Origin of the sequence: Polaromonas sp. UC242_47, from assembly GCF_044452385.1 — a bacterium.
Classification (GTDB): domain Bacteria; phylum Pseudomonadota; class Gammaproteobacteria; order Burkholderiales; family Burkholderiaceae_C; genus Polaromonas.
In genome coordinates this window covers 1,711,698-1,730,305 of record NZ_JBIOAO010000001.1, presented here as the reverse complement: position 1 = coordinate 1,730,305, position 18,608 = coordinate 1,711,698, and the positions used below count along the sequence as shown (strand labels likewise).

Annotated in this window: 16 protein-coding genes, 1 tRNA gene and 3 pseudogenes; 11 read left to right on the top strand and 9 right to left on the bottom strand. The window is 61.0% G+C overall.

Features of this window, described 5'->3' with window-relative positions:
- Positions 1–69: 69 nt before the first annotated feature.
- Positions 70–477, bottom strand: coding sequence for a hypothetical protein (locus tag ACHMXK_RS08550; RefSeq protein ID WP_397439426.1), 408 nt, complete (start codon positions 475–477; stop codon positions 70–72).
- Between ACHMXK_RS08550 and ACHMXK_RS08545 the strand changes: the two genes are divergently transcribed.
- The 3 genes from ACHMXK_RS08545 to ACHMXK_RS08535 all read left to right on the top strand — a co-directional run bounded on the left by ACHMXK_RS08545 (position 476) and on the right by ACHMXK_RS08535 (position 2,898).
- Positions 476–1,120 (top strand): DsrE family protein, encoded by a 645-nt coding sequence (locus ACHMXK_RS08545; RefSeq protein ID WP_397439424.1) that lies wholly within the window; start codon positions 476–478, stop codon positions 1,118–1,120. The genes ACHMXK_RS08550 and ACHMXK_RS08545 overlap by 2 nt on opposite strands.
- Before the next feature lie 122 nt (positions 1,121–1,242).
- Positions 1,243–2,736, top strand: coding sequence for a CHAD domain-containing protein (locus tag ACHMXK_RS08540; RefSeq protein WP_397439422.1), 1,494 nt, complete (start codon positions 1,243–1,245; stop codon positions 2,734–2,736).
- Positions 2,737–2,824: 88 nt separating this feature from the next.
- A tRNA-Gly gene (locus ACHMXK_RS08535) sits at positions 2,825–2,898 on the top strand.
- Between the two features lie 42 nt (positions 2,899–2,940).
- Here ACHMXK_RS08535 and ACHMXK_RS08530 read toward each other — a convergent pair.
- Positions 2,941–4,605 carry a PAS domain S-box protein gene (locus ACHMXK_RS08530; RefSeq protein WP_397442481.1) on the bottom strand — a complete coding sequence of 555 codons (1,665 nt, stop codon included), beginning with the start codon at positions 4,603–4,605 and terminating at the stop codon, positions 2,941–2,943.
- 97 nt (positions 4,606–4,702) lie between these two features.
- Here ACHMXK_RS08530 and ACHMXK_RS08525 point away from each other — a divergent pair, with 97 nt between their 5' ends.
- The gene (locus ACHMXK_RS08525; RefSeq protein ID WP_397442480.1) at positions 4,703–4,885 is read left to right on the top strand and encodes a hypothetical protein; all 183 of its coding nucleotides are present in this window, start codon (positions 4,703–4,705) and stop codon (positions 4,883–4,885) included.
- Here ACHMXK_RS08525 and ACHMXK_RS08520 read toward each other — a convergent pair.
- The 3 genes and pseudogenes from ACHMXK_RS08520 to ACHMXK_RS08510 form a co-directional block, all read right to left on the bottom strand.
- A pseudogene (locus ACHMXK_RS08520) lies at positions 4,873–5,583 on the bottom strand (ABC transporter substrate-binding protein); the annotation flags it as partial. The gene ACHMXK_RS08525 and the pseudogene ACHMXK_RS08520 sit on opposite strands and share 13 nt — an antisense overlap.
- 265 nt (positions 5,584–5,848) lie before the next feature.
- Positions 5,849–6,487, bottom strand: coding sequence for a CoA transferase subunit B (locus ACHMXK_RS08515; protein ID WP_397439420.1), 639 nt, complete (start codon positions 6,485–6,487; stop codon positions 5,849–5,851).
- Position 6,488: 1 nt separating this feature from the next.
- On the bottom strand, positions 6,489–7,196 hold the full coding sequence (locus ACHMXK_RS08510; RefSeq protein WP_397439418.1) for a CoA transferase subunit A: 708 nt from the start codon (positions 7,194–7,196) through the stop codon (positions 6,489–6,491).
- A gap of 115 nt (positions 7,197–7,311) precedes the next feature.
- Here ACHMXK_RS08510 and ACHMXK_RS08505 point away from each other — a divergent pair, with 115 nt between their 5' ends.
- Both ACHMXK_RS08505 and ACHMXK_RS08500 read left to right on the top strand, forming a co-directional pair.
- Positions 7,312–7,866, top strand: a complete 555-nt coding sequence (locus ACHMXK_RS08505) for a LuxR C-terminal-related transcriptional regulator (protein WP_397439416.1) — start codon at positions 7,312–7,314, stop codon at positions 7,864–7,866.
- A 93-nt stretch (positions 7,867–7,959) separates the two neighbouring features.
- A complete protein-coding gene (locus ACHMXK_RS08500; RefSeq protein WP_397439415.1) occupies positions 7,960–8,949 on the top strand; it encodes an SLAC1 anion channel family protein in 990 nt (329 codons plus the stop codon).
- A 96-nt stretch (positions 8,950–9,045) separates the two neighbouring features.
- Here the strand turns inward: ACHMXK_RS08500 and ACHMXK_RS08495 are convergent, their stop codons facing one another.
- Positions 9,046–9,423 (bottom strand): carboxymuconolactone decarboxylase family protein, encoded by a 378-nt coding sequence (locus ACHMXK_RS08495; RefSeq protein ID WP_397439413.1) that lies wholly within the window; start codon positions 9,421–9,423, stop codon positions 9,046–9,048.
- Between the two features lie 157 nt (positions 9,424–9,580).
- Here ACHMXK_RS08495 and ACHMXK_RS08490 point away from each other — a divergent pair.
- Together ACHMXK_RS08490 and ACHMXK_RS08485 are read left to right on the top strand one after the other, a co-directional pair.
- Positions 9,581–11,015: pseudogene (locus ACHMXK_RS08490) on the top strand (catalase).
- A gap of 112 nt (positions 11,016–11,127) precedes the next feature.
- Entirely contained in the window at positions 11,128–11,703 is a 576-nt protein-coding gene (locus ACHMXK_RS08485; protein ID WP_397439411.1) for a peroxidase-related enzyme, read from the top strand.
- 92 nt (positions 11,704–11,795) lie between these two features.
- Here ACHMXK_RS08485 and ACHMXK_RS08480 read toward each other — a convergent pair.
- The 3 genes and pseudogenes from ACHMXK_RS08480 to ACHMXK_RS08470 form a co-directional block, all read right to left on the bottom strand.
- Positions 11,796–12,216, bottom strand: a pseudogene (locus ACHMXK_RS08480) (acyl-CoA thioesterase).
- Between the two features lie 12 nt (positions 12,217–12,228).
- Positions 12,229–13,143 (bottom strand): DMT family transporter, encoded by a 915-nt coding sequence (locus tag ACHMXK_RS08475; RefSeq protein ID WP_397439409.1) that lies wholly within the window; start codon positions 13,141–13,143, stop codon positions 12,229–12,231.
- A 111-nt stretch (positions 13,144–13,254) separates the two neighbouring features.
- Positions 13,255–14,037: an SDR family oxidoreductase gene (locus tag ACHMXK_RS08470; RefSeq protein ID WP_397439407.1), complete on the bottom strand. Its 783-nt coding sequence runs from the start codon at positions 14,035–14,037 to the stop codon at positions 13,255–13,257.
- 115 nt (positions 14,038–14,152) lie between these two features.
- Between ACHMXK_RS08470 and ACHMXK_RS08465 the strand changes: the two genes are divergently transcribed.
- The 3 genes from ACHMXK_RS08465 (at position 14,153) to ACHMXK_RS08455 (ending at position 18,573) form a co-directional block, all read left to right on the top strand.
- Complete coding sequence (locus tag ACHMXK_RS08465) at positions 14,153–15,838, top strand: electron transfer flavoprotein-ubiquinone oxidoreductase (RefSeq protein WP_397439405.1); 1,686 nt, start codon at positions 14,153–14,155, stop codon at positions 15,836–15,838.
- A 132-nt stretch (positions 15,839–15,970) separates the two neighbouring features.
- The gene (locus ACHMXK_RS08460; protein WP_397439403.1) at positions 15,971–17,278 is read left to right on the top strand and encodes a TAXI family TRAP transporter solute-binding subunit; all 1,308 of its coding nucleotides are present in this window, start codon (positions 15,971–15,973) and stop codon (positions 17,276–17,278) included.
- Positions 17,275–18,573: a TAXI family TRAP transporter solute-binding subunit gene (locus ACHMXK_RS08455; protein ID WP_397439401.1), complete on the top strand. Its 1,299-nt coding sequence runs from the start codon at positions 17,275–17,277 to the stop codon at positions 18,571–18,573. Before ACHMXK_RS08460 ends, ACHMXK_RS08455 begins: the two co-directional genes overlap by 4 nt.
- The last annotated feature ends 35 nt before the right edge of the window (positions 18,574–18,608 follow it).

Here is an 18,608-nt window from a genome sequence, read left to right as displayed (position 1 = left end):
GCTGGTGCTGGACTACCGCCAGGACGAACTCGAGTTCAGCAACACGCAACACAGCGTGACGCTAGACGGCTAGTCCGTCGGTCTGGTCGAGTTGTCCAAGGACGCGGTCAATGCCTGGCGCGGCGAGGAAAACACCCGCGTGAAAGCCGCACTGGTGGTCAAACGCAAACAGAAAAGCCTGCTGGCCACGATCTTCGTGCCACTGTTTGTCCGCTGCTGGTCTTCTGGCTGAACCGAATCGACGAAAACGGCGAATTTGCGGTCGACGCCTTCGAGCTGACCAACATCAGCATAGGCGGCCTGTTTGCCGTGGTGGCCCTCAACTTCACCGTCAACTCCAGCTTCGTGAAGCTGGCCACGGGCGACAACCCGGTGATGCGTTTGTTCGGGTTGAACTATTTTTTGCTGGCCGTGAGTTTTGCCGTGGGCATTCTGCTGTACCGCTACAGCGGGGTCAAACGCCTGTTCGGCACCCATGTGCAGCAGGGAGTTTTACAGCTACATCAACTGGGCCATTCCGGTGCTGGTCTTCCGCACCGCGACGGCCATGGTGCTGATGGCGGTGTTCTATGCGCATCCTTCGAACCACCTTGTCAGTCGCGGCAAGGTGGTTTGCACGGCGCTGGCCGCTATGGTGAAATACGCTCTCTTTCTCCCGGAGACATCCCCCATGAACCGCAGATCTTTTATCCAGGCGGGCGCTTTCGCCTCGCTGGCCGCAACCACTCCATTTTTGATAGCTGCTCACGCCCAGTCAGCGGGGGCTACAGGCCAAAAACGTCAAAAAGTCGTGATCCAGATGAGTGACGGCGACCCGGCCAAGTGGAACCTGGCGCTCAACAACGCCAGAAACCTGCAGGAAGATGTGGGCGCCGCCAACGTGGACATTGAAATCGTCGCCTACGGCCCCGGCATAGGCATGCTCAAGCTCGACTCGCCGACTGGCGCCCGTATCGCCGACGCGATGAAGGCCAACGTCAAGGTGCTGGCCTGCGAAAACACCATGCGCGGGCAGAAGTTGAGCAAGGACGATATGTTGCCCGCCATCGCTTATGTGCCGGCCGGCGTGACCGAAATCGTGAAGAGGCAGAGTGAAGGCTGGGCTTACCTGCGGCCCTGAGCTTTTCGATCACGGCCAAAGCCGGAGGCGACTGCGCGGGCATTTTGCGGGCCTCGCGTTTCCTGCTCCGGCGCAGTACCATGGTTTGATCCCGCGTCCCGACAGACGCGACGGACCTCGCCATGGAAATCGAACTCAAGCTGCAACTGCCCCCCTCAGCGCTGGCCGCGCTGCGCGCCGACCCGCTGTTGGCGCCACTGCGCAGCACCCGCCAGCAGCTCGAGAACATTTACTTCGACACCGAACAGCACGCCCTGGCGCAGGCCGGCATCAGCCTGCGTCTGCGCAGCGACGGCCAACACTGGCGACAAACCGTCAAGGGCCGCGGCAGCAGCCAGGCGGGCTTGCACCAGCGCGAAGAAATCGAGTTTGCGGTGGCCGGCCCGGCCCTCGAATGGCAGCCGCTGGCAGGAACAAGCTTTGAGCCCACGCTGACAGCGCTGCGCGAGCCCCTGCGGCCGCAGTTTCGCACCCGCTTCGAGCGCCAGCTTCAACTGCTTTGCGGCGCCACGGGCGCCCACGTCGAACTCGCCATCGATCAGGGCGAAATTCTCGCCGGCGATCGCCGTGAACCGCTGTGTGAACTGGAGCTGGAACTCCTAGATGGGCCCGTGGACGATGTGTTCTCGCTGGCCCTGTTGCTGGTCGAAAGGCATCCACTGGTGCTGGGCCATCGCAGCAAGGCCGAACGCGGCAACCGGCTGGCCCACGGTACGCCGCCAAGCGCTCCGATACTTAAAGCGGCCAAGCCAGCGCTGCAACCCGGGGCCGATGCGCAGGCCGTGGCCCGTCAGGCCATCACGCAGTCCCTGGCCCAGTGGCAGAGCAACGAAGCGGGTTTTCTGAATCCACCCGACCACCAACCTTACGACAGCGAATCCCTGCACCAGGTCCGAATTGCCGTGCGGCGGCTGCGGGTGGCTTGCGGCCCCCTGGCACGCGCAGCCGAATGGAACACCGCCGAGCTCACACCGGTGCGCGACGGTTTACGGACCTTGGGCCAGCGGCTGGGCGCGGCGCGCGATTGGGATGTCTTCATCGAGGAAACCTGGCCACCGCTGGTTAACGCCCTGCACGATGCCGCCTTGCGCCAAAAGTTGCAAGAAGCCGCCGCCCTGTTGCAAAAGACGGCGCACCTGCAAGCCAGTGCCGCCCTGCAAGGACGGGAGACCCAGCGCCTGTTGTTGCAACTGGGCCGCAGACTGGCGCAACCAGACGCGACCGCGACCCTGCCCACGGATGCACTCGCGGTGCGGCTGGACAAACTGGCCCACCCCTTGCGACAGGCCCTGGCCCGGCTTGAACACCTGAGTCCGGCCCGCCTGCACCGCTTGCGCATCGCGGCCAAACAATTGCGTTACCTCACCGAATTCATAGGCCAGCAGTACGACCCGCAAGCCACAACGTTGTGGCTGGACTGGCTGAAGAAAGCACAAGCCGTGCTGGGCGCGCGCAATGACCGGATGGCGGCAAAAATTCACCTCCGAGCCCTGTGCACCGACCTGGACCGGCCCGCCGCCCGTCAGGTCCACAAACAACTCCTGTCAGCCCTGCAGAAACACGCGCTGCCGGAGCTCGCGCTGCCGCCGTTGCCGGCCCCTTACTGGCGACGTTAAGGCCAGCTGATTTCGGCGTGTAAAATGCGCACAAACCTGCCATCCATGACCAGGTTTTAGAGAAAAGCTTGCTGGCAAGCTTTTAGACGCGGGTGTAGTTCAATGGCAGAACTTTTGCTTCCCAAGCAAATAGCGTGGGTTCGATTCCCATCACCCGCTCCATTTCTTCGCACACCGCGAATCATCGCTGGCCGAAATGGACAATCACCTGGCCACGGCAGCGATCTGGTCTTCCGTCAAACCCAGGGTGAAATAAAACTCCGCCCCCTGATCTTCGACGGCGTGGGCCCAGATCCGGCCGCCATGCCTGAAAACGATGCGCTGCACGGTGGACAGACCAATACCGCTTCCTGAAAAATCTGACGCCGAATGCAGGCGCTGGAAAGTGCCAAACAGCTTGTCGGCATAACGCATGTCAAAACCGGCGCCGTTGTCCTTGACGAAATACACCAGCTCGCCGCCTGCACCTTGCTCGCAACCCACCGCAATCTGCGCGACGGGCCGCTTGGCGGTGAACTTCCATGCATTGCCCAGCAGGTTTTGAAGCATCGCCAACAACAACACCGGGTCGCCTTGCACCAGCATCTTGTCCTGGATCTGCAGCTGGACCTCGCGCCCGGGTTCCCGCTCGCGGCATTCCTGCGCAGCCTGCCTGGCAAGGACCGAAAGATCGACGCGCTCGGAATGCAGCTTGTCCTGTGAGGATTTCGCCATGGCCAGCAGGCCGTCGATCAGCGCCCCCATCTGCCGCGCGCCCGCGCGAATCCGGCCCAGGTAATGTTTGCCCTTTTCGCCCAGCTTTTCCGCATCCATGCGGTCCATGAGCTGGCTGAAACCATCGATGGTATTGAGCGGCGAGCGAAGATCGTGCGACACCGAATAGGAGAAACATTCCAGGTCCCGGTTCAAGGCTTCGAGCTGGGCGGTACGCTGGCGCACACGTTCTTCCAGTTCGGCGTTGAGGCGCAGAATACTTTCTTGCGCCTGCTTGCGTTCGGTGATGTCCTGGCAGGAGCCGTGAATCCGGGTGATTTTGCCGCTCTCGTCCCGCAGCGCTTCGCCAATGGCGCGAATCCACAGCCGGTGCCCATGGTGGTTGATGATTTCCATCTCCAGATCAAACGGCGTCCCGTCATCGGCACAAGCGGTGAAGACTTCGTTGATTTTCTCCTGCCACTCCGGCGCGTTGTAACGCTGCGACTCACTTCGCAGCGGTTTGCTGCCCAAGGGAACGCCATGGATTTTGCAGATTTCGTCCGACCAGACCACGTGGTCAGCCGACAGGTCCAGCATCCAGCCGCCCAGCCTGGCCGTGCGACCAGCGATCGCCAGCAGCATTTCGCTCTGGCGCAAACGCTCCTCGGTCGCCCGGCGCGCCGTGATGTCCTCGACCACGGCGATGACATGTGTCGGCTCCCCATCCATCGAACGCACCAGCGACACCGTGGCATTGATCCACACAAAACCGCCATCTTTTTTGACGCAGCGCTGCTCGTCGGAGAAAGTATCGAACTCGCCGGCCATCATCCGCGCCCTGAGCCCTTCGTAACGCGGAAGGTCTTCAGTGAACGTCCGCTTGCGCATGTCCATGGTCCGCAGTTCGCCTTCCGTGTAGCCGGTGATCGCGTAATAAGCAGGATTGGCCATCAGAAAACGGCCATCGGGCGTGTTCATCACCAGGCCGGCGGCCGCGGTGCCAAACATCAGCTGAACCAGTTCCTCGCTGACCTTGAGTTGCTGCTGCACCTCGGTCCGGCGCGTGACTTCTTCCTGCAATTGTTGTGTCCGCTGGCGCACGTTGCGGCGAATCTGCACATTCCAGAGAAACACCAGCGCCACCAGCACACCGCCGGCCAGGCCACCGCCCATGGCCCAACGCAAGATTTGGGGATTGACCCTGGCATTGGGCTCATACATCAGCCCCGCCAGCGAATAGTCCGCTCGGACCAGCCCCAGATCCGCGAGCGTGCGGGCCGTATGCCCGAGCCGGGCCGGGTTCATGTGCCCGATCTCGACCACCTCCGGCAAGATGAAGGGGCGCATGCTGCGGGCTTCCGCGATCAGAAGTTCGCGCGTCAGTCCGCGTTGCGCCACCCCCGCCATGCCCAGGATCAAGCCGGCGATTTCATCCTCATGCGCCATGGCGTAATCCCAGCCCTTGCGGGTCGCGCGCAGAAAGGCTGCCGTTGTTTCAGGTGATTTCTCCAGCTGGGCTTCGGTGGTGACCAGCACATCGCCATAAAAATCCACGCCATAGTCCGGGCTGAGCATGAAGGCCGACGCAACGCCACGTGCACGCATCAACAGGGGCTCCACCGTGGCATAAGCCGACATGGCATCGACCTTGCCCTGGATCAAATCTTCAAGCTTCCATGAGTGCGGAACAATGTTGACAAGTTTCTCGTCAATTCCCTCGCGCGCCAACATGGCACGCAGTTGAATGCCGCCCTGATCTTCCGACAACATGACGGTTTTCCCGACCAGATCGCTGGGCGTGCGTAAATGGCTGTCCTGCCGGCTCAGGATCACATACGGAGAATGTTGAAAAATGGCCGCCAGCGCCACAATCGGCTCGCCGTTGATACGGTTGATCAACAGGTCCGAATCGGCAATGGCGAACTGGGCCTGGCCACCCACCACGCTGGCCAGACCTGGTTTGCCCTGTCCGCCCTCCTTGAGGGTGACGTCCAGCCCTTCGTCCTTGTAAAACCCTTTGGCCTGCGCCGCATAAAAGCCGGCAAACTGGAACTGGTGCAGCCACTTGAGTTGCAGCGTCACACGCTCCAGCGGCTTGGCACCTTCCGCGCCAAAAGCCGGGCCGGCGGCAAGCGTCCAGAATGCGAGCATTGTGAAGACGAGCAGACCTGTCGCAGGCCACCCCCCCCGGGACGCCACGGGCCGAGAAAAAAAGAGGTGGCGGAACATCGTGATTTCAGTCTAACGCCTCATTATCTGTGCTCAAAAAGTTGTAACCTTGTATCAGTTTGTCAGAACAGCACGATCTGCAAACACCCGTCAGCAAGCGGTCAGCGTCCTGCAATCCCAAAAAAAGTCAAAAAAAAGCGGCAATAAATGCCGCTTTTCTAACCCGTAGGCGAAGATTTATCCGCTTTTAATGCAGCTTGCAGCCGGTCTTGGCTTGCAGGGCTTCCAGCGTCACGCCGGGCGCCAGTTCCACCACTTTCAGGCCTTGTGGTGTGACATCCATGACGGCCAGGTCGGTGATGATGCGGTTCACGACGCCCACACCGGTCAAAGGCAGGCTGCATTTTTCGAGGATTTTCAGGTCCTCGGTGCCGTCCTTCTTTTTGGCCACATGTTCCATCAACACAATCACACGTTTGACGCCAGCCACCAGGTCCATGGCGCCGCCCATGCCCTTGACCATCTTGCCGGGAATCATCCAGTTCGCCAGGTCGCCGTGTTCGCTGACCTGCATGGCGCCCAAGATGGACAGGTTGATCTTGCCGCCGCGAATCATGGCAAAACTGTCATGGCTGCCAAAAATCGACGAGCCCTTGATGGTGGTCACGGTTTGTTTGCCGGCGTTGATCAGGTCGGCATCCACCGCGTCTTCGGTCGGAAAAGCGCCTATGCCCAACATGCCGTTTTCCGACTGCAGCCAGACTTCCTTGTCCTGGGGCACAAAGTTGGCCACCAGGGTCGGGATGCCTATGCCGAGGTTGACGTAAAAACCGTCTTCAAGCTCTTGCGCCGCACGTGCGGCCATCTGGTCTTGGTTCCAAGGCATATCAGGCTCCCGCTTTCTCGGTAATGGTTCGTTTTTCGATGCGTTTTTCAGGCGTGGCATTGAGCACGATGCGGTGCACATAAATGCCGGGCAAATGGATCTGGTCGGGCTCCAGCTCGCCAGTTTCGACAATTTTTTCGACTTCCACGATGCAGATCTTCCCGGCCATCGCCACCGCCGGGTTGAAGTTGCGTGCGGTCAGGCGGAACTGCAGATTGCCGGCCTTGTCGGCCACATGCGCCTTGACCAGCGACACCTCGGGCATCAACGCGCGTTCCATCACATAGGTCTCGCCGTCAAACTCGCGCAACTCCTTGCCTTCGGCCACCTGGGTGCCAACACCGGTTTTGGTGAAAAAAGCCGGAATGCCCGCACCGCCGGCGCGCAGCTTTTCCGCCAGCGTGCCCTGCGGGGTGAACTCCAGTTCCAGTTCGCCGGCCAGGTACTGGCGCTCGAACTCCTTGTTCTCACCCACGTAGCTGGAAATCATTTTCTTGATCTGCCGCGTCTCCAGCAGTTTGCCCAGGCCAAAACCGTCCACGCCGGCGTTGTTGGAGATGACGCTGAGATTCTTCACGCCGCTGTCACGCAGCGCCTGAATCAAAGCCTCGGGAATGCCGCACAGGCCAAAACCACCAACAGCCATCAGTTGGCCATCCTTGACGACCCCCTGGAGAGCCTGGGCAGCGGAGGGAAAAAGTTTATTCACAAAAATCTCCTGCAGAACTTCAACACAAACTTTGAAAACCTGACGATACTACCTAGCCGCATACGTAGTACCCCTTAAAGTTTAACCCTCACCAGCGCCGGAACGCAAAAACATAATGGACATCGATTACCGTCTGGCCTTCGACATGGCACCGGTCGGCCTGGTGCTTTCGCGCAACCGGGCCATTGTGGACTGCAACCTGCACCTGTGCGAAATGTTTGGCGCGGCGCGCGAGCAGCTGATAGGCCAGTCTTTCCAGATTCTCTACCCCAGCGTGGACGAATACGAGCGTATAGGCGCGCGCATGTTGCCGATTCTCAACACCAAAGGCCATTACGCCGACGACCGCATCATGAAGCGGGTGGATGGACGCCTCAAGGGCGAGACTTTCTGGTGCCATGTCACCGGCCGCGCGCTGAACCGCGCCGCGCCACACGAGTCCGGCATCTGGACTTTTGAAGACCTGAGTTCGCGCCGACCGGTGAAGGCCGAACTCACGGCGCGTGAACGCGAGGTCGCGGCCCACCTGATGGACGGCATGACCTCCAAGGAAATCGGCCGCGCACTGGTCATCAGCCACCGCACCGTGGAGATTTACCGCGCCCGCCTGATGCGCAAATACAAGGCCTCCACCACCGCCGACCTGGTGCACAAGCTGATGGTGGGCTGACCCCCCCCCAAACGCTACTAATTTGATAGCTTATTACGCTTGTCACACGGGGGCTATGGGCCTAGAATCCTTGAAAACTCCTCAAGGACAGGCATGAACACAACGACGGCCACCCGCCCCGACAGCGCCCTGTCCCACCTGCCGGTCAGCCTGTTCGGCGCGGTCATGAGTTTGTGCGGCCTGTGTATGGCCTGGCGCATCGCCGGCGTGGCCTACAACCTGCCGGCACTGATCTCGGAAACCATAGGCGGGGTCGCCGTGCTGACCTTTCTTGGGCTGTGTGCCGCCTACGGAGTGAAACTGGTGCGTGCACCGGCCGCCGTGCGGGCCGAGTTCATGCACCCCGTGGCCGCCAACTTTTTCGGCACCTTCATCATCTCGCTGCTGCTCTTGCCGGCCGTGTTGCTGCCTTATGCGCGGCCGCTGGCCGAGGCCTTGTGGGTGCTGGGCGCGCTGTTGATGATGCTGTTTGCCTGGTGGATGGTCACACGCTGGATGAGCGTGCGCCAGAAGTTCGCACAAGCCACGCCGGCCTGGATCGTGCCCGTGGTCGGCACGCTGGACATCCCGATTGTCGGCAACCTGCTGGGCTGGCCCGGCCTGCACGAAGTGGCTTTGTTTTCGCTGGCGGTGGGCCTGTTCTTCACCATCCCGCTGTTCACCCTGATCTTTGCGCGCCTGCTGTTTGAAGAACCCATGCCCGGGGCGCAGCGGCCTTCGCTGCTGATTTTGATGGCACCGTTTGCCGTGGGTTTTTCGGCCTATGTGGGCACGGTGAGGCAGATCGACCTATTCGCCAGCGCCCTGTTTTACCTCGCGCTGTTCATGCTGGTCGTGCTGCTGCCCAAGCTGCTCGACTTGCCGGGCACTTGCCCGTTTCGTGTGTCGTGGTGGGCCGCAGGTTTTCCGATGAGTGCCATCGCTATCGCCGCGCTGAACTACGCGTCCTACCTGGGACCTGGCTTGGTCCACATCCTGGCGCTCATGTTGCTGGGCTTCACCACCCTGTTGGTGTTAGGCCTGGCCTGGCGCACGCTGCGCGGCATCGCGCAAGGTGAGCTGGCCACCATCACGCTTATCTGAGGTTTCCTGCGGGCGGCACAGTCGCTATTTTTTCAATAGCATACTACGCACATCCCACCTAGGCTACAGCCCTAAAACTCTTAAAACCCCAGGTATTCAGGTGTTTCCAGGGGCGTCCACCACCTCGGCCGCGCTGCGAAACGCATCCACCGCCGTGGGCACGCCGCAATACACGGCGGCATGTAACAACACCTCCTGCAGCTCGGCCGGTGTCACGCCGTTGTTCAGCGCGCCACGCACATGGGCTTTGAGTTCATGTTGCTTGCCCAGGGCCGTCAGCATGGCCACGGTGATCAGGCTGCGGGTCTTGAGGTCCAGGCCGGGCCGTTGCCAGACATCGCCCCAGGCCTTGGCCGTGATGTGCTCCTGAATCGGCTGGGTGAAATCGGTGGCCTTGCCCAGGGCATTGGCCACAAAGTCTTCACCCATCACCTGCTTGCGCGTGGCCAGGCCTTTTTCAAATTGGGAATTCATTAACATCTTCTCCTGAAAAAGCCCAAGCATAGCCACACCACGCCCCCTATCGGCGCCTTGAGAAATTACTATGGCCGCGCGCTTGCCTCCTGGCGGGTGATTGAACACAATGAAACGACCCAGCACCATTTCAATCACCGAAACAAGGAAAGCAGCCATGAGCAAACTCACCACCGCCGCAGGCGCACCGGTTGTTGACAACCAGAACACGCAAACCGCAGGACCGCGCGGCCCGGTATTGCTGCAGGACGTCTGGCATCTGGAAAAACTCGCGCATTTTGCGCGCGAAGTGATTCCCGAACGCCGCATGCATGCCAAAGGTTCGGCGGCCTACGGCACTTTCACCGTCACACATGACATCACGAAGTACACCAAGGCCAAACTGTTTTCACAGGTGGGCAAAAAGACGGAGCTGGTGCTGCGTTTCTCCACCGTCGCCGGCGAGCGCGGCGCGGCCGATGCCGAACGCGACATCCGCGGCTTTGCCGTCAAGTTTTATACCGAAGAAGGCAACTGGGACCTGGTCGGCAACAACACGCCGGTGTTCTTTTTGCGTGACCCCCTGAAGTTTCCCGACCTGAACCGCGCCGTCAAACGTGACCCGCGCACCAATCTGCGCAGCGCCGAAAACAACTGGGACTTCTGGACCCTGCTGCCTGAAGCCCTGCACCAGGTCACCATCGTGATGAGCGACCGCGGCCTGCCCAAGTCTTACCGCCACATGCACGGTTTCGGCAGCCACACCTTCAGTTTTTTGAATGCGAAAAATGAACGTTTCTGGGTCAAGTTCCACTTTATCTCGCAGCAAGGCATTGAGAATCTCAGTGATGCCGAGGCCGCGGCACTGGTCGGCCACGACCGCGAAAGCCATCAGGCTGATTTGCTGAACGCCATAGATAACAAGGACTTCCCCGCGCTGGAATCTGAAGATCCAGGTCATGCCCGAGAAAGACGCCGCGACTTACCACTTGAACCCGTTTGATCTGACCAAGGTCTGGCCGCACAAGGACTACCCGCTGATTGACGTGGGTATGCTGGAACTGAACCGCAACCCGGAAAATTATTTTGCAGAAGTCGAGCAACTCGCGTTTTCGCCCGCCAACGTGGTGCCCGGCATCAGCTTCTCGCCGGACAAGATGTTGCAGTCGCGCCTCTTCAGCTATGGCGATGCGCAGCGTTACCGCCTGGGCGTGAATCACCACCAGATTCCAGTGAACGCGCCCAAATGCCCTTTCCATAGCTACCACCGCGACGGCAGCATGCGTGTGGACAACAACAATGGCGCCGAGGTCGGTTACGAGCCCAACAGCAAGGGCGCGCTGCAGGAGCAACCCGACTTTGCCGAGCCGCCGCTGTCGATTGAAGGCGCGGCCGACCACTGGAACCACCGCGTCGACGAGGACTATTATTCGCAGCCAGGCAATCTGTTCCGCCTGATGACGCCGGAAAAGCAACAACTGCTGTTTGACAACACGGCACGCGCTGTCGGCGGCGCCTCCAAAGCCATCCAGGAACGCCACATCGCCAACTGCAGCAAGGCGGATCCGGCTTACGGCGCTGGCGTGGCCAAGGCCCTGGCCAAACTGGCTTGAGCTGAAGCGACCATCTCTTGATACAAGCGCATGGTTGACCGCCATGCGCTTTTTTTGTGGCTGGCTATCATGGCTGTAGAAATGATTCATTCCAACAGAAGGAGACACGACCATGACCACACGTTACCCCGCCCCCGACATCAACGACCTGCCCGAGGACATCAAGGCCAAGGTGCTGGAGGTGCAGGAAAAAGCCGGGTTTGTGCCCAATGTGTTTCTGGCCCTGGCGCGCCGGCCGGCCGAGTGGCGCGCGTTTTTTGCTTATCACGATGCCTTGATGCTGCGCGAAGAGTCCGGCCTCAGCAAAGGCGACCGCGAGATGATTGTGACGACCACCAGCGCCGCCAACAAATGCCTGTATTGCGTGGTGGCGCACGGCGCGATTTTGCGGATTTATGAAAAGAAACCGCTGGTGGCCGACCAGGTGGCGGTGAACTACCGCAAGGCCGACATCACGCCGCGCCAGCGCGCCATGCTGGACTTTGCGATGAAGGTGTGCCAGAAATCGGACGAGGTCGAGGACGCCGATTTTTCCGCCTTACATGCCCACGGCTTCAACGACGAAGACATCTGGGACATCGCCGCGATCACGGCTTTTTTCGGCCTGTCGAACCGCATCGCCAGCTTCTCCAGCATGTTGCCCAATCCGGAGTTTTACCTGATGGGGCGTGTGCCCAAACAGAAGTAGGCCAGGCTTTGCTTGATGGAGCGGCCAGCAGTCGCTCCTGATTTAATAGCTGCTTGCGCCCAGCGCTTATGGGTTGGAGGCCTGTTTCAGGCTCAACTGACGATGTCGCGCATCCAGTCCGGCAAGGTGGCCGCTTTCTGGCTCGGAAAGTCCACCCAGATGGTGGTGCCGCCACCGGCAGCGTAAATCACGCCGGGCTGGTCGCTACGTTCCATGATGCCCCAGGTCTCAAAGGTGGTGCGGCCGGGGTCGCTGACATACATCTTCAGCAACACATCGCCCGGGTATTCCAGCTGTTTGTAGAAATTGCAAAACGCATTCACGATCACCGGCCCCTGGCCCTTCGGGGTCGGGCAGACAGCCGATGGAATACAGCCAGTCGATACGCGCCGTCTCCAGGTAACGGAAATAACTGGCGTTGTTGACGTGGCCCATGGCGTCCATGTCGCCCCAACGGATCGGCAGGCGCATTTCAAAAACCAGTTTTTTGTTCTCGGGAATGTCGATTTTCATAAGTTGAATTTTTCAGCGATGCGCCCGGATGGAGGCGAGGATGCCCCCTGTGAATAAGACACAGGCGGCCAGTTGGGCCGGCGTGGGCCAGTGACCGTCCCAGACGAAAGAATACAGCAGCGCAAACATGGTTTCGCTGACGATCAACTGCCCGCACAGGCTGGCACTGAGCTTCTGGCTGGCCAGGTTCCACAAGATGGTGGCCAGCCAGGTCGAGCCGAAACCGGCCAGCACACACAGCAGGATAAACACGGACCAGTCCTCGCGCGCAGCCAGCACGCGCAGGTCCGAGCCGGCGGCCAGCCACATCAACACCGCCCCCAGCCCGGTGGCCACGCCCAGCCAGTTGGCCCAGTCGGTGGCATTGACCTCGGGGTGACGCCGCAACCAGGCGGAGTTGAGAATGGCAAACGCCGTCCAGCACAGCAGCGAGGCGGTGGCCAGGGCCAGGCCACGCCAGAAATGCGCGGCATCGCCACTGGGCGTTCCCTGCGCGGACGCCATCATGAGCACCAGACCGGCCAGCGTGAGCACCAGCCCCAACCACAACGATGACCAGCGCAAGCCTTGTGGTTTGCCCAGCAACATCACCCACAGCGGGATCGTGCCAATGATGAGCGTGGGCACTTCGGTGCCGGCATCACGAATCGCGAGCACCAGCAAGAGGTAGTAGCCGCTGAAACCCAGCAGACTCATGAGCCCGGCCGCCAGCGCCTGTCGCAATGTGGGCAGACGCCGTTTGCCCCGCTCCGACAGCCCCAGCAACAGCATCACCCCAGCGGCCACCAGGCCATACACCGCAAAACGCCCGGCCGTGAGGTCTACCGACGAATAAGCGCCCTCGCCCATGGCCAACATGCGCGGCGCAACAAAGACCAGGCCCCACAGGGCCCCCGCGGCCAGGCCAGCCAGAATACCCGTCAGCATCCCAATACCACCAGCGCGGAGCGCGGGGACGCAGCGCCGGGCCGCCCCAAGCAAGTCCAGCCCCCTCGGGGGGCAGCGCAGCACACGCAGTGGCAAGCGTGGGGGCTATGTTCAAGCCCCAAAGCCATCATCCGCCGCAATGACCGCACCGTTGATGAAATGGCTTTGACCGCTGGCCAGCATCACCAGCAAGGCGTCCAGGTCCTCGGGCTTGCCGACCCGTTTGCGCGGCAACATCTGCACCAGTTTTTGGCCCTGCTCGGTGTCCCAGTGGTGGTGGTTGATCTCGGTGTCGATATAACCCGGGCAAATGGCGTTGACGTTGATGCCGAAGCGGCCCCACTCCAGCGCCATGGCCTTGGTCATCTGCACCACGGCCGCCTTGCTCATGCAATACACACCGATTTGCGGCAACACCCGCAGGCCGGCCATCGAGGCGATGTTGATGATGCGGCCACCGGAAAACGTGCCTGGCGCTGTCCCGCGTGCGCGCGCCAGCATGCGTTTGCCGACCTCTTGCGCCACAAAAAAAGCGCCTTTGACATTGGTGTTGAAAATGAAGTCGTAGTCTTCTTCGCCCACGTCCTGAATCCGCTGGGTGGTGCTGACGCCCGAGTTGTTGACCAGGATGTCTATCGGTCCGACCTCGGTTTCGGCATGGGCGACGGCGCCCTTGATGCTCAGGGTGTCCGTCACATCCAGCAAAACCACATGGGCGTGGCCGCCTTCGGCCTCGATCTGCGCGCGCAAGTCCTTGAGCCTGTCCAGCCGGCGGCTGGCCAGCACCACCGCAGCACCGGCACGGCTCAGTGTTTTAGCAAACTGAGCGCCCAGGCCGCCGGAAGCGCCTGTCACCAGAGCGACGCGCCCCGACAAATCCATGCTGTAGGCCATAGCAGACTCCTGTTGGTAATAATGGGCAGCCGTTTTTTTCTGCTTACATTAGCAGAATAAAATCAGCCGCCACACCGGCAATCCGTTCCGCAATTCATTATCAGCGAGCCCCACTATGAACAACGAAGAGATACTGGCCCAGTTCGGCCCCCGCGAAGCCATGGAATACGACGTGGTCGTGGTTGGCGGCGGCCCCGGCGGGCTGGCCAACGCCATTCGCCTGAAACAGCTGGCGGCTGAAAGAGGCACGGAGATCTCGGTGGTGGTGCTGGAAAAAGGCTCGGAGCCCGGCGCACACATCCTGTCCGGCGCCGTGATGGACCCCCGTGCCATCACCGAACTGATCCCGAACTGGAAAGAGCTGGGCGCCCCGCTGAACCAGCCCGTCACCAGCGACGAAGTGTTATTCCTCAGCGAAACCGGCGCGACCAAGACACCCAACTTCCTGGTGCCCGACTGCTTTCACAACGAAGGCAATTACGTCATCAGCCTGGGCAATGTGGTGCGCTGGCTGGCGCAACAGGCGGAAAACCTCGGCGTTGAAATTTTCCCCGGCTTTGCCGCGGCCGAAGTGCTTTACAACGGCGACGGCTCCGTCAAAGGGGTGGCCACCGGCAACCTCGGCGTGGGCAAGGACGGCGAACCGACCGAAAACTTCCAGCTCGGCATGGAACTGCATGGCAAATACACGGTGTTTGCCGAAGGCGCACGCGGCCACCTGGGCCGCCAGCTGATTGCCAAGTTCAAACTCGACGAAGGCAAGGACCCACAGGCTTATGCACTGGGTGTGAAAGAACTCTGGGAGATCGATCCGGCCAAACACAAGCCCGGCCTGGTCGTGCACACCGCCGGCTGGCCCATGGACAGCCAGACCTATGGCGGCGGTTTCATGTACCACCTGGAAGACAACAAGGTCACACTCGGTTTTGTGACCGGCCTGGATTACAGCAACCCTTACCTCAGCCCGTTTGAAGAAATGCAGCGCTGGAAAACCCATCCCAGCATCAAGAAGTACCTGGAAGGCGGCAAACGTATCAGCTACGGCGCACGCGCCATCACGGCCGGTGGTGCCCTGAGCCTGCCCAAAACCGTGTTCCCCGGCGGCGCCCTGGTCGGCTGCGAAGCCGGTTACCTCAACGCCAGCCGTATCAAGGGCAGCCACGCCGCCATCAAGACCGGCATGTTGGCCGCGGACGCCGCTTACGCCGCGGTAACGGCCGGCCGCCAGCACGACGAACTGGGCGCCTACCCCGAGGCCTACGCCAAGAGCTGGCTGGCGCAGGAACTGAACCAGTCGCGCAACTTCAAGGCCTGGTTCAAGAAGGGCGTCTACATGGGCTCTTTCATGACCGGCATCGAGCAGTGGCTGTTGCCCAAGCTGGGCATCAAAAGCCCGCCGTGGACCATTCACCGCACGCAGCCCGACTACGCCATGCTCAAGCCGGCGGCCGAATGCACGCCCATCATCTATCCCAAGCCCGACAACAAGATCACCTTTGACCGCCTGAGTTCGGTGTTTGTCTCCAACACCAACCACGAAGAGCAGCAGCCGGCGCATTTGACGCTGAAAGACGCCAGCGTTCCGGTCGGCATCAATCTGGCTAAGTACGCCGGCCCCGAAAGCCGTTATTGCCCGGCGGGTGTCTACGAGTTTGTGAAGAACGAAGACAACAGCGATCGCCTGCAGATCAATGCGCAAAACTGTGTGCACTGCAAGACCTGCGACATCAAGGACCCGACGCAAAACATCGTCTGGGTCACACCCGAAGGCGGCGGCGGGCCCAACTACAGCGGGATGTAAGTCAGCGCGAACCCGCCGGTAACAGCGGCTGCCGGCGGGTTCGCGTTTTCCCTGTATTGCTTGATTTTTCCTGCCGTACAGCTGGGCTTTGCGCTATAACGGGCCAGACTCAACAGGAAGCCCCCTGTGCGCATGGCAAAGCTGTATCAACGTAAATGGCTGCTGATTCGCTTGCCTGTCGTGCTGGCGGCGCTTGCGGCAGCCGCCTACCTGTGGATTCAGGTCTGGCCCATGCCGCCCGACCGGATAAGCATCACCACGGCGGCCACCGACGGCGCCTATTACCTCCATGCGCAGCGTTACGCCGAAAAGTTTGCCCAACACGGCGTCACCCTGGACATACAAAGCTCCGCCGGCTCGCAACAAAACCTGGAGCGCCTGCGGCGTCCCGACGCCGGCAGCGACCTGGCCTTTATCCAGGGTGGTTTTGGTTACCTGGGCACCTCCTTCGAAGGCCGGGACCGCAGCCGCGTGCAGACCCTGGCCAACATCGATGTTGAACCGGTATGGATTTTCTCGAAAAACCGGGAGATCGAGTCACTCCAGCACTTGCAGGGCCTGCGTCTGGCGATAGGGCCGCAAGGCAGCGGCCATCGCCGGGTTGCGCTCAAACTGCTGGAACAAGCCCGGATGAGCGACAGCGATCTGACGCTGTCGGCCCTGAGCGGCAATGCCGCGGTTCAGGCCATGCGTCAGGGCACGATTGATGCGGCCTTGATGGTCGCCGCGCCCGAGTCCGCCGCGCTGCAAAACATGCTCAGTGTGCCGGGCATACACATCGCCAACCTGAAAAAAACATCGGCCATCACCGAACGCAATCCTTATCTGGAGTCGCGCCTGCTGGCACAAGGCACCCTGGACACCCGGCTGCCACCGCGGGACCAGACGCTGCTGACCACCTTAACCAGCCTGGTGGCGCGCGAAGACCTGCATCCGGCCCTGCAGCGACTGGCCGTGGCCGTGGCCACCGAGGTGCATGCCGGCAACGGCCTGTTCCACAGGACTGGCGACTTTCCCGCACTGCGGCGCATCGACTTTCCGATCTCCGAACAGGCCCGGCCCACACTGGCCCATGGCTTGCCGCTATTGGAAGGTCTGCTGCCTTTCTGGTGGGCGCAACTGGCTGAACGTCTGCTGCTGATCGGCCTGCCCCTGGCCTTGCTGGCGCTGGCCCTGATGCGCCTGATTCCGGCTTATCTGCGCTGGGTGCTCGAAAGCCGTGTCAACCGCTGGTATGGCGAGCTGAAGTTTATTGAAAACGATTTGTCGCAGTCCAAACCAACGGGTCTGGAATTGAGCAAGTTCCTGCTGCGCCTGAACAGCATCGACAAAACCTTGCTGGCCTTTGCCACCCCCAAGGATTTGATCGCGCGCTGCTACACCTTGCACCAACACATCGAGTTTGTCCGGCAACGGCTGTACCGGATGCGCGGGCGATGAAACTTTTGCTGCTCTACCGCCGACGCTGGGGGCTGTTTTACCTGCCGGTGTTGCTGCTGGCCTTGGCCGTGTTGTGGTGGTCGGCCACGGTCTGGAAAACGCTGCCGCCCGCCAAGGCCGTGATCGCCGGCGGGTCACCGCAAGGCAGCTACGCCAAACTGGCCCAGCGTTATGCAGAACAACTGGAGCGGCTCGGACTGGCGGTCGAGATTGTTTATTCCGACCGGCAACAAGGCTCGCTGGAGCGTTTGCTCACCCGCAGCGATGTGGCGGACATCGGTTTTGCACATGGCCTCTACGCCAGCCCCAGTGCGCCTGTGCAAGCCCTGGCGGTGATCGGCCAGGAGCCGGTCTGGATTTTCACCAATCTTCCGGGCCTCACATCGCTGTCGCAAGCCAAAGGCCTCAAGGTCGCCGCCGGCGCCAGCAACACCTCGTCCTTCAGTGCGGCCAAGGCTTTGCTGGCCCATGCCGGGCTGCGTGATACCGACGTGCAATTCGCTAACACCTCTGGGCTCGAGGCGGCCAATACACTGCTGGACGGAAAAATCGATATTCTTTTTGAAGCGGCCGGGGAAAATTCCCAGGCCATTCAGTTGCTGCACCAGAAAAACACAATTCATTTGTTAGGTGTGGAACGTGCCGGCGCCTTGTCGGCACAAGAACCCCGGCTGCAGTCCATCCTGCTGCCGCAAGGTGCGATAGAACTGCGCGGCGACGTGCCTGCACACGACCTGATCCTGGTGGGTTTGCAAACCCATCTTCTGGTGCGCCCCGACATGCACCCGGCCTTGCAGCGCGTGCTGCTGGATGCGGCCCATGACATCCATCAATTCCCCAGTTTTTTGCAGCGCCACGGGCAGTTCCCCAGCTTTAGAGGCAGCGACTTCCCGCTCTCACCCGAGGCCAGGGCCTACAGCCTGGGCAGCCGACCTTGGCTGGAGACCTTGCTGCCCTACGGCCTGGCGCAATGGGCGGAGCTGATCCTGTACGCAATGCTTCCCGTGCTGGCACTCACCCTCTTGGTGCTGGCCTGGATTCCGCGCCTGTTTGACTGGCGCATCAATGCAGCGATGCAGAACTTCTATGGTGAGCTCAAGTTTCTTGAAACCGAAATGGACAGCACGGCCAGCAACAACCCGATCGCGCTGCGCCGCTTGCTCGCAAAACTCGACCACATCGAAAAACAAGTCACCCAGCTGGACTTGCCGGCCGAATATTCCGAGCGCTGGTACACCTTGCGCGAACATCTGGCTGCGGCGAGGGAAAAGTTGCTGAAACTCCGGGCACGCTAGACTTTGCGTCAGCCGCGCAATCCACGGCCCCCGTC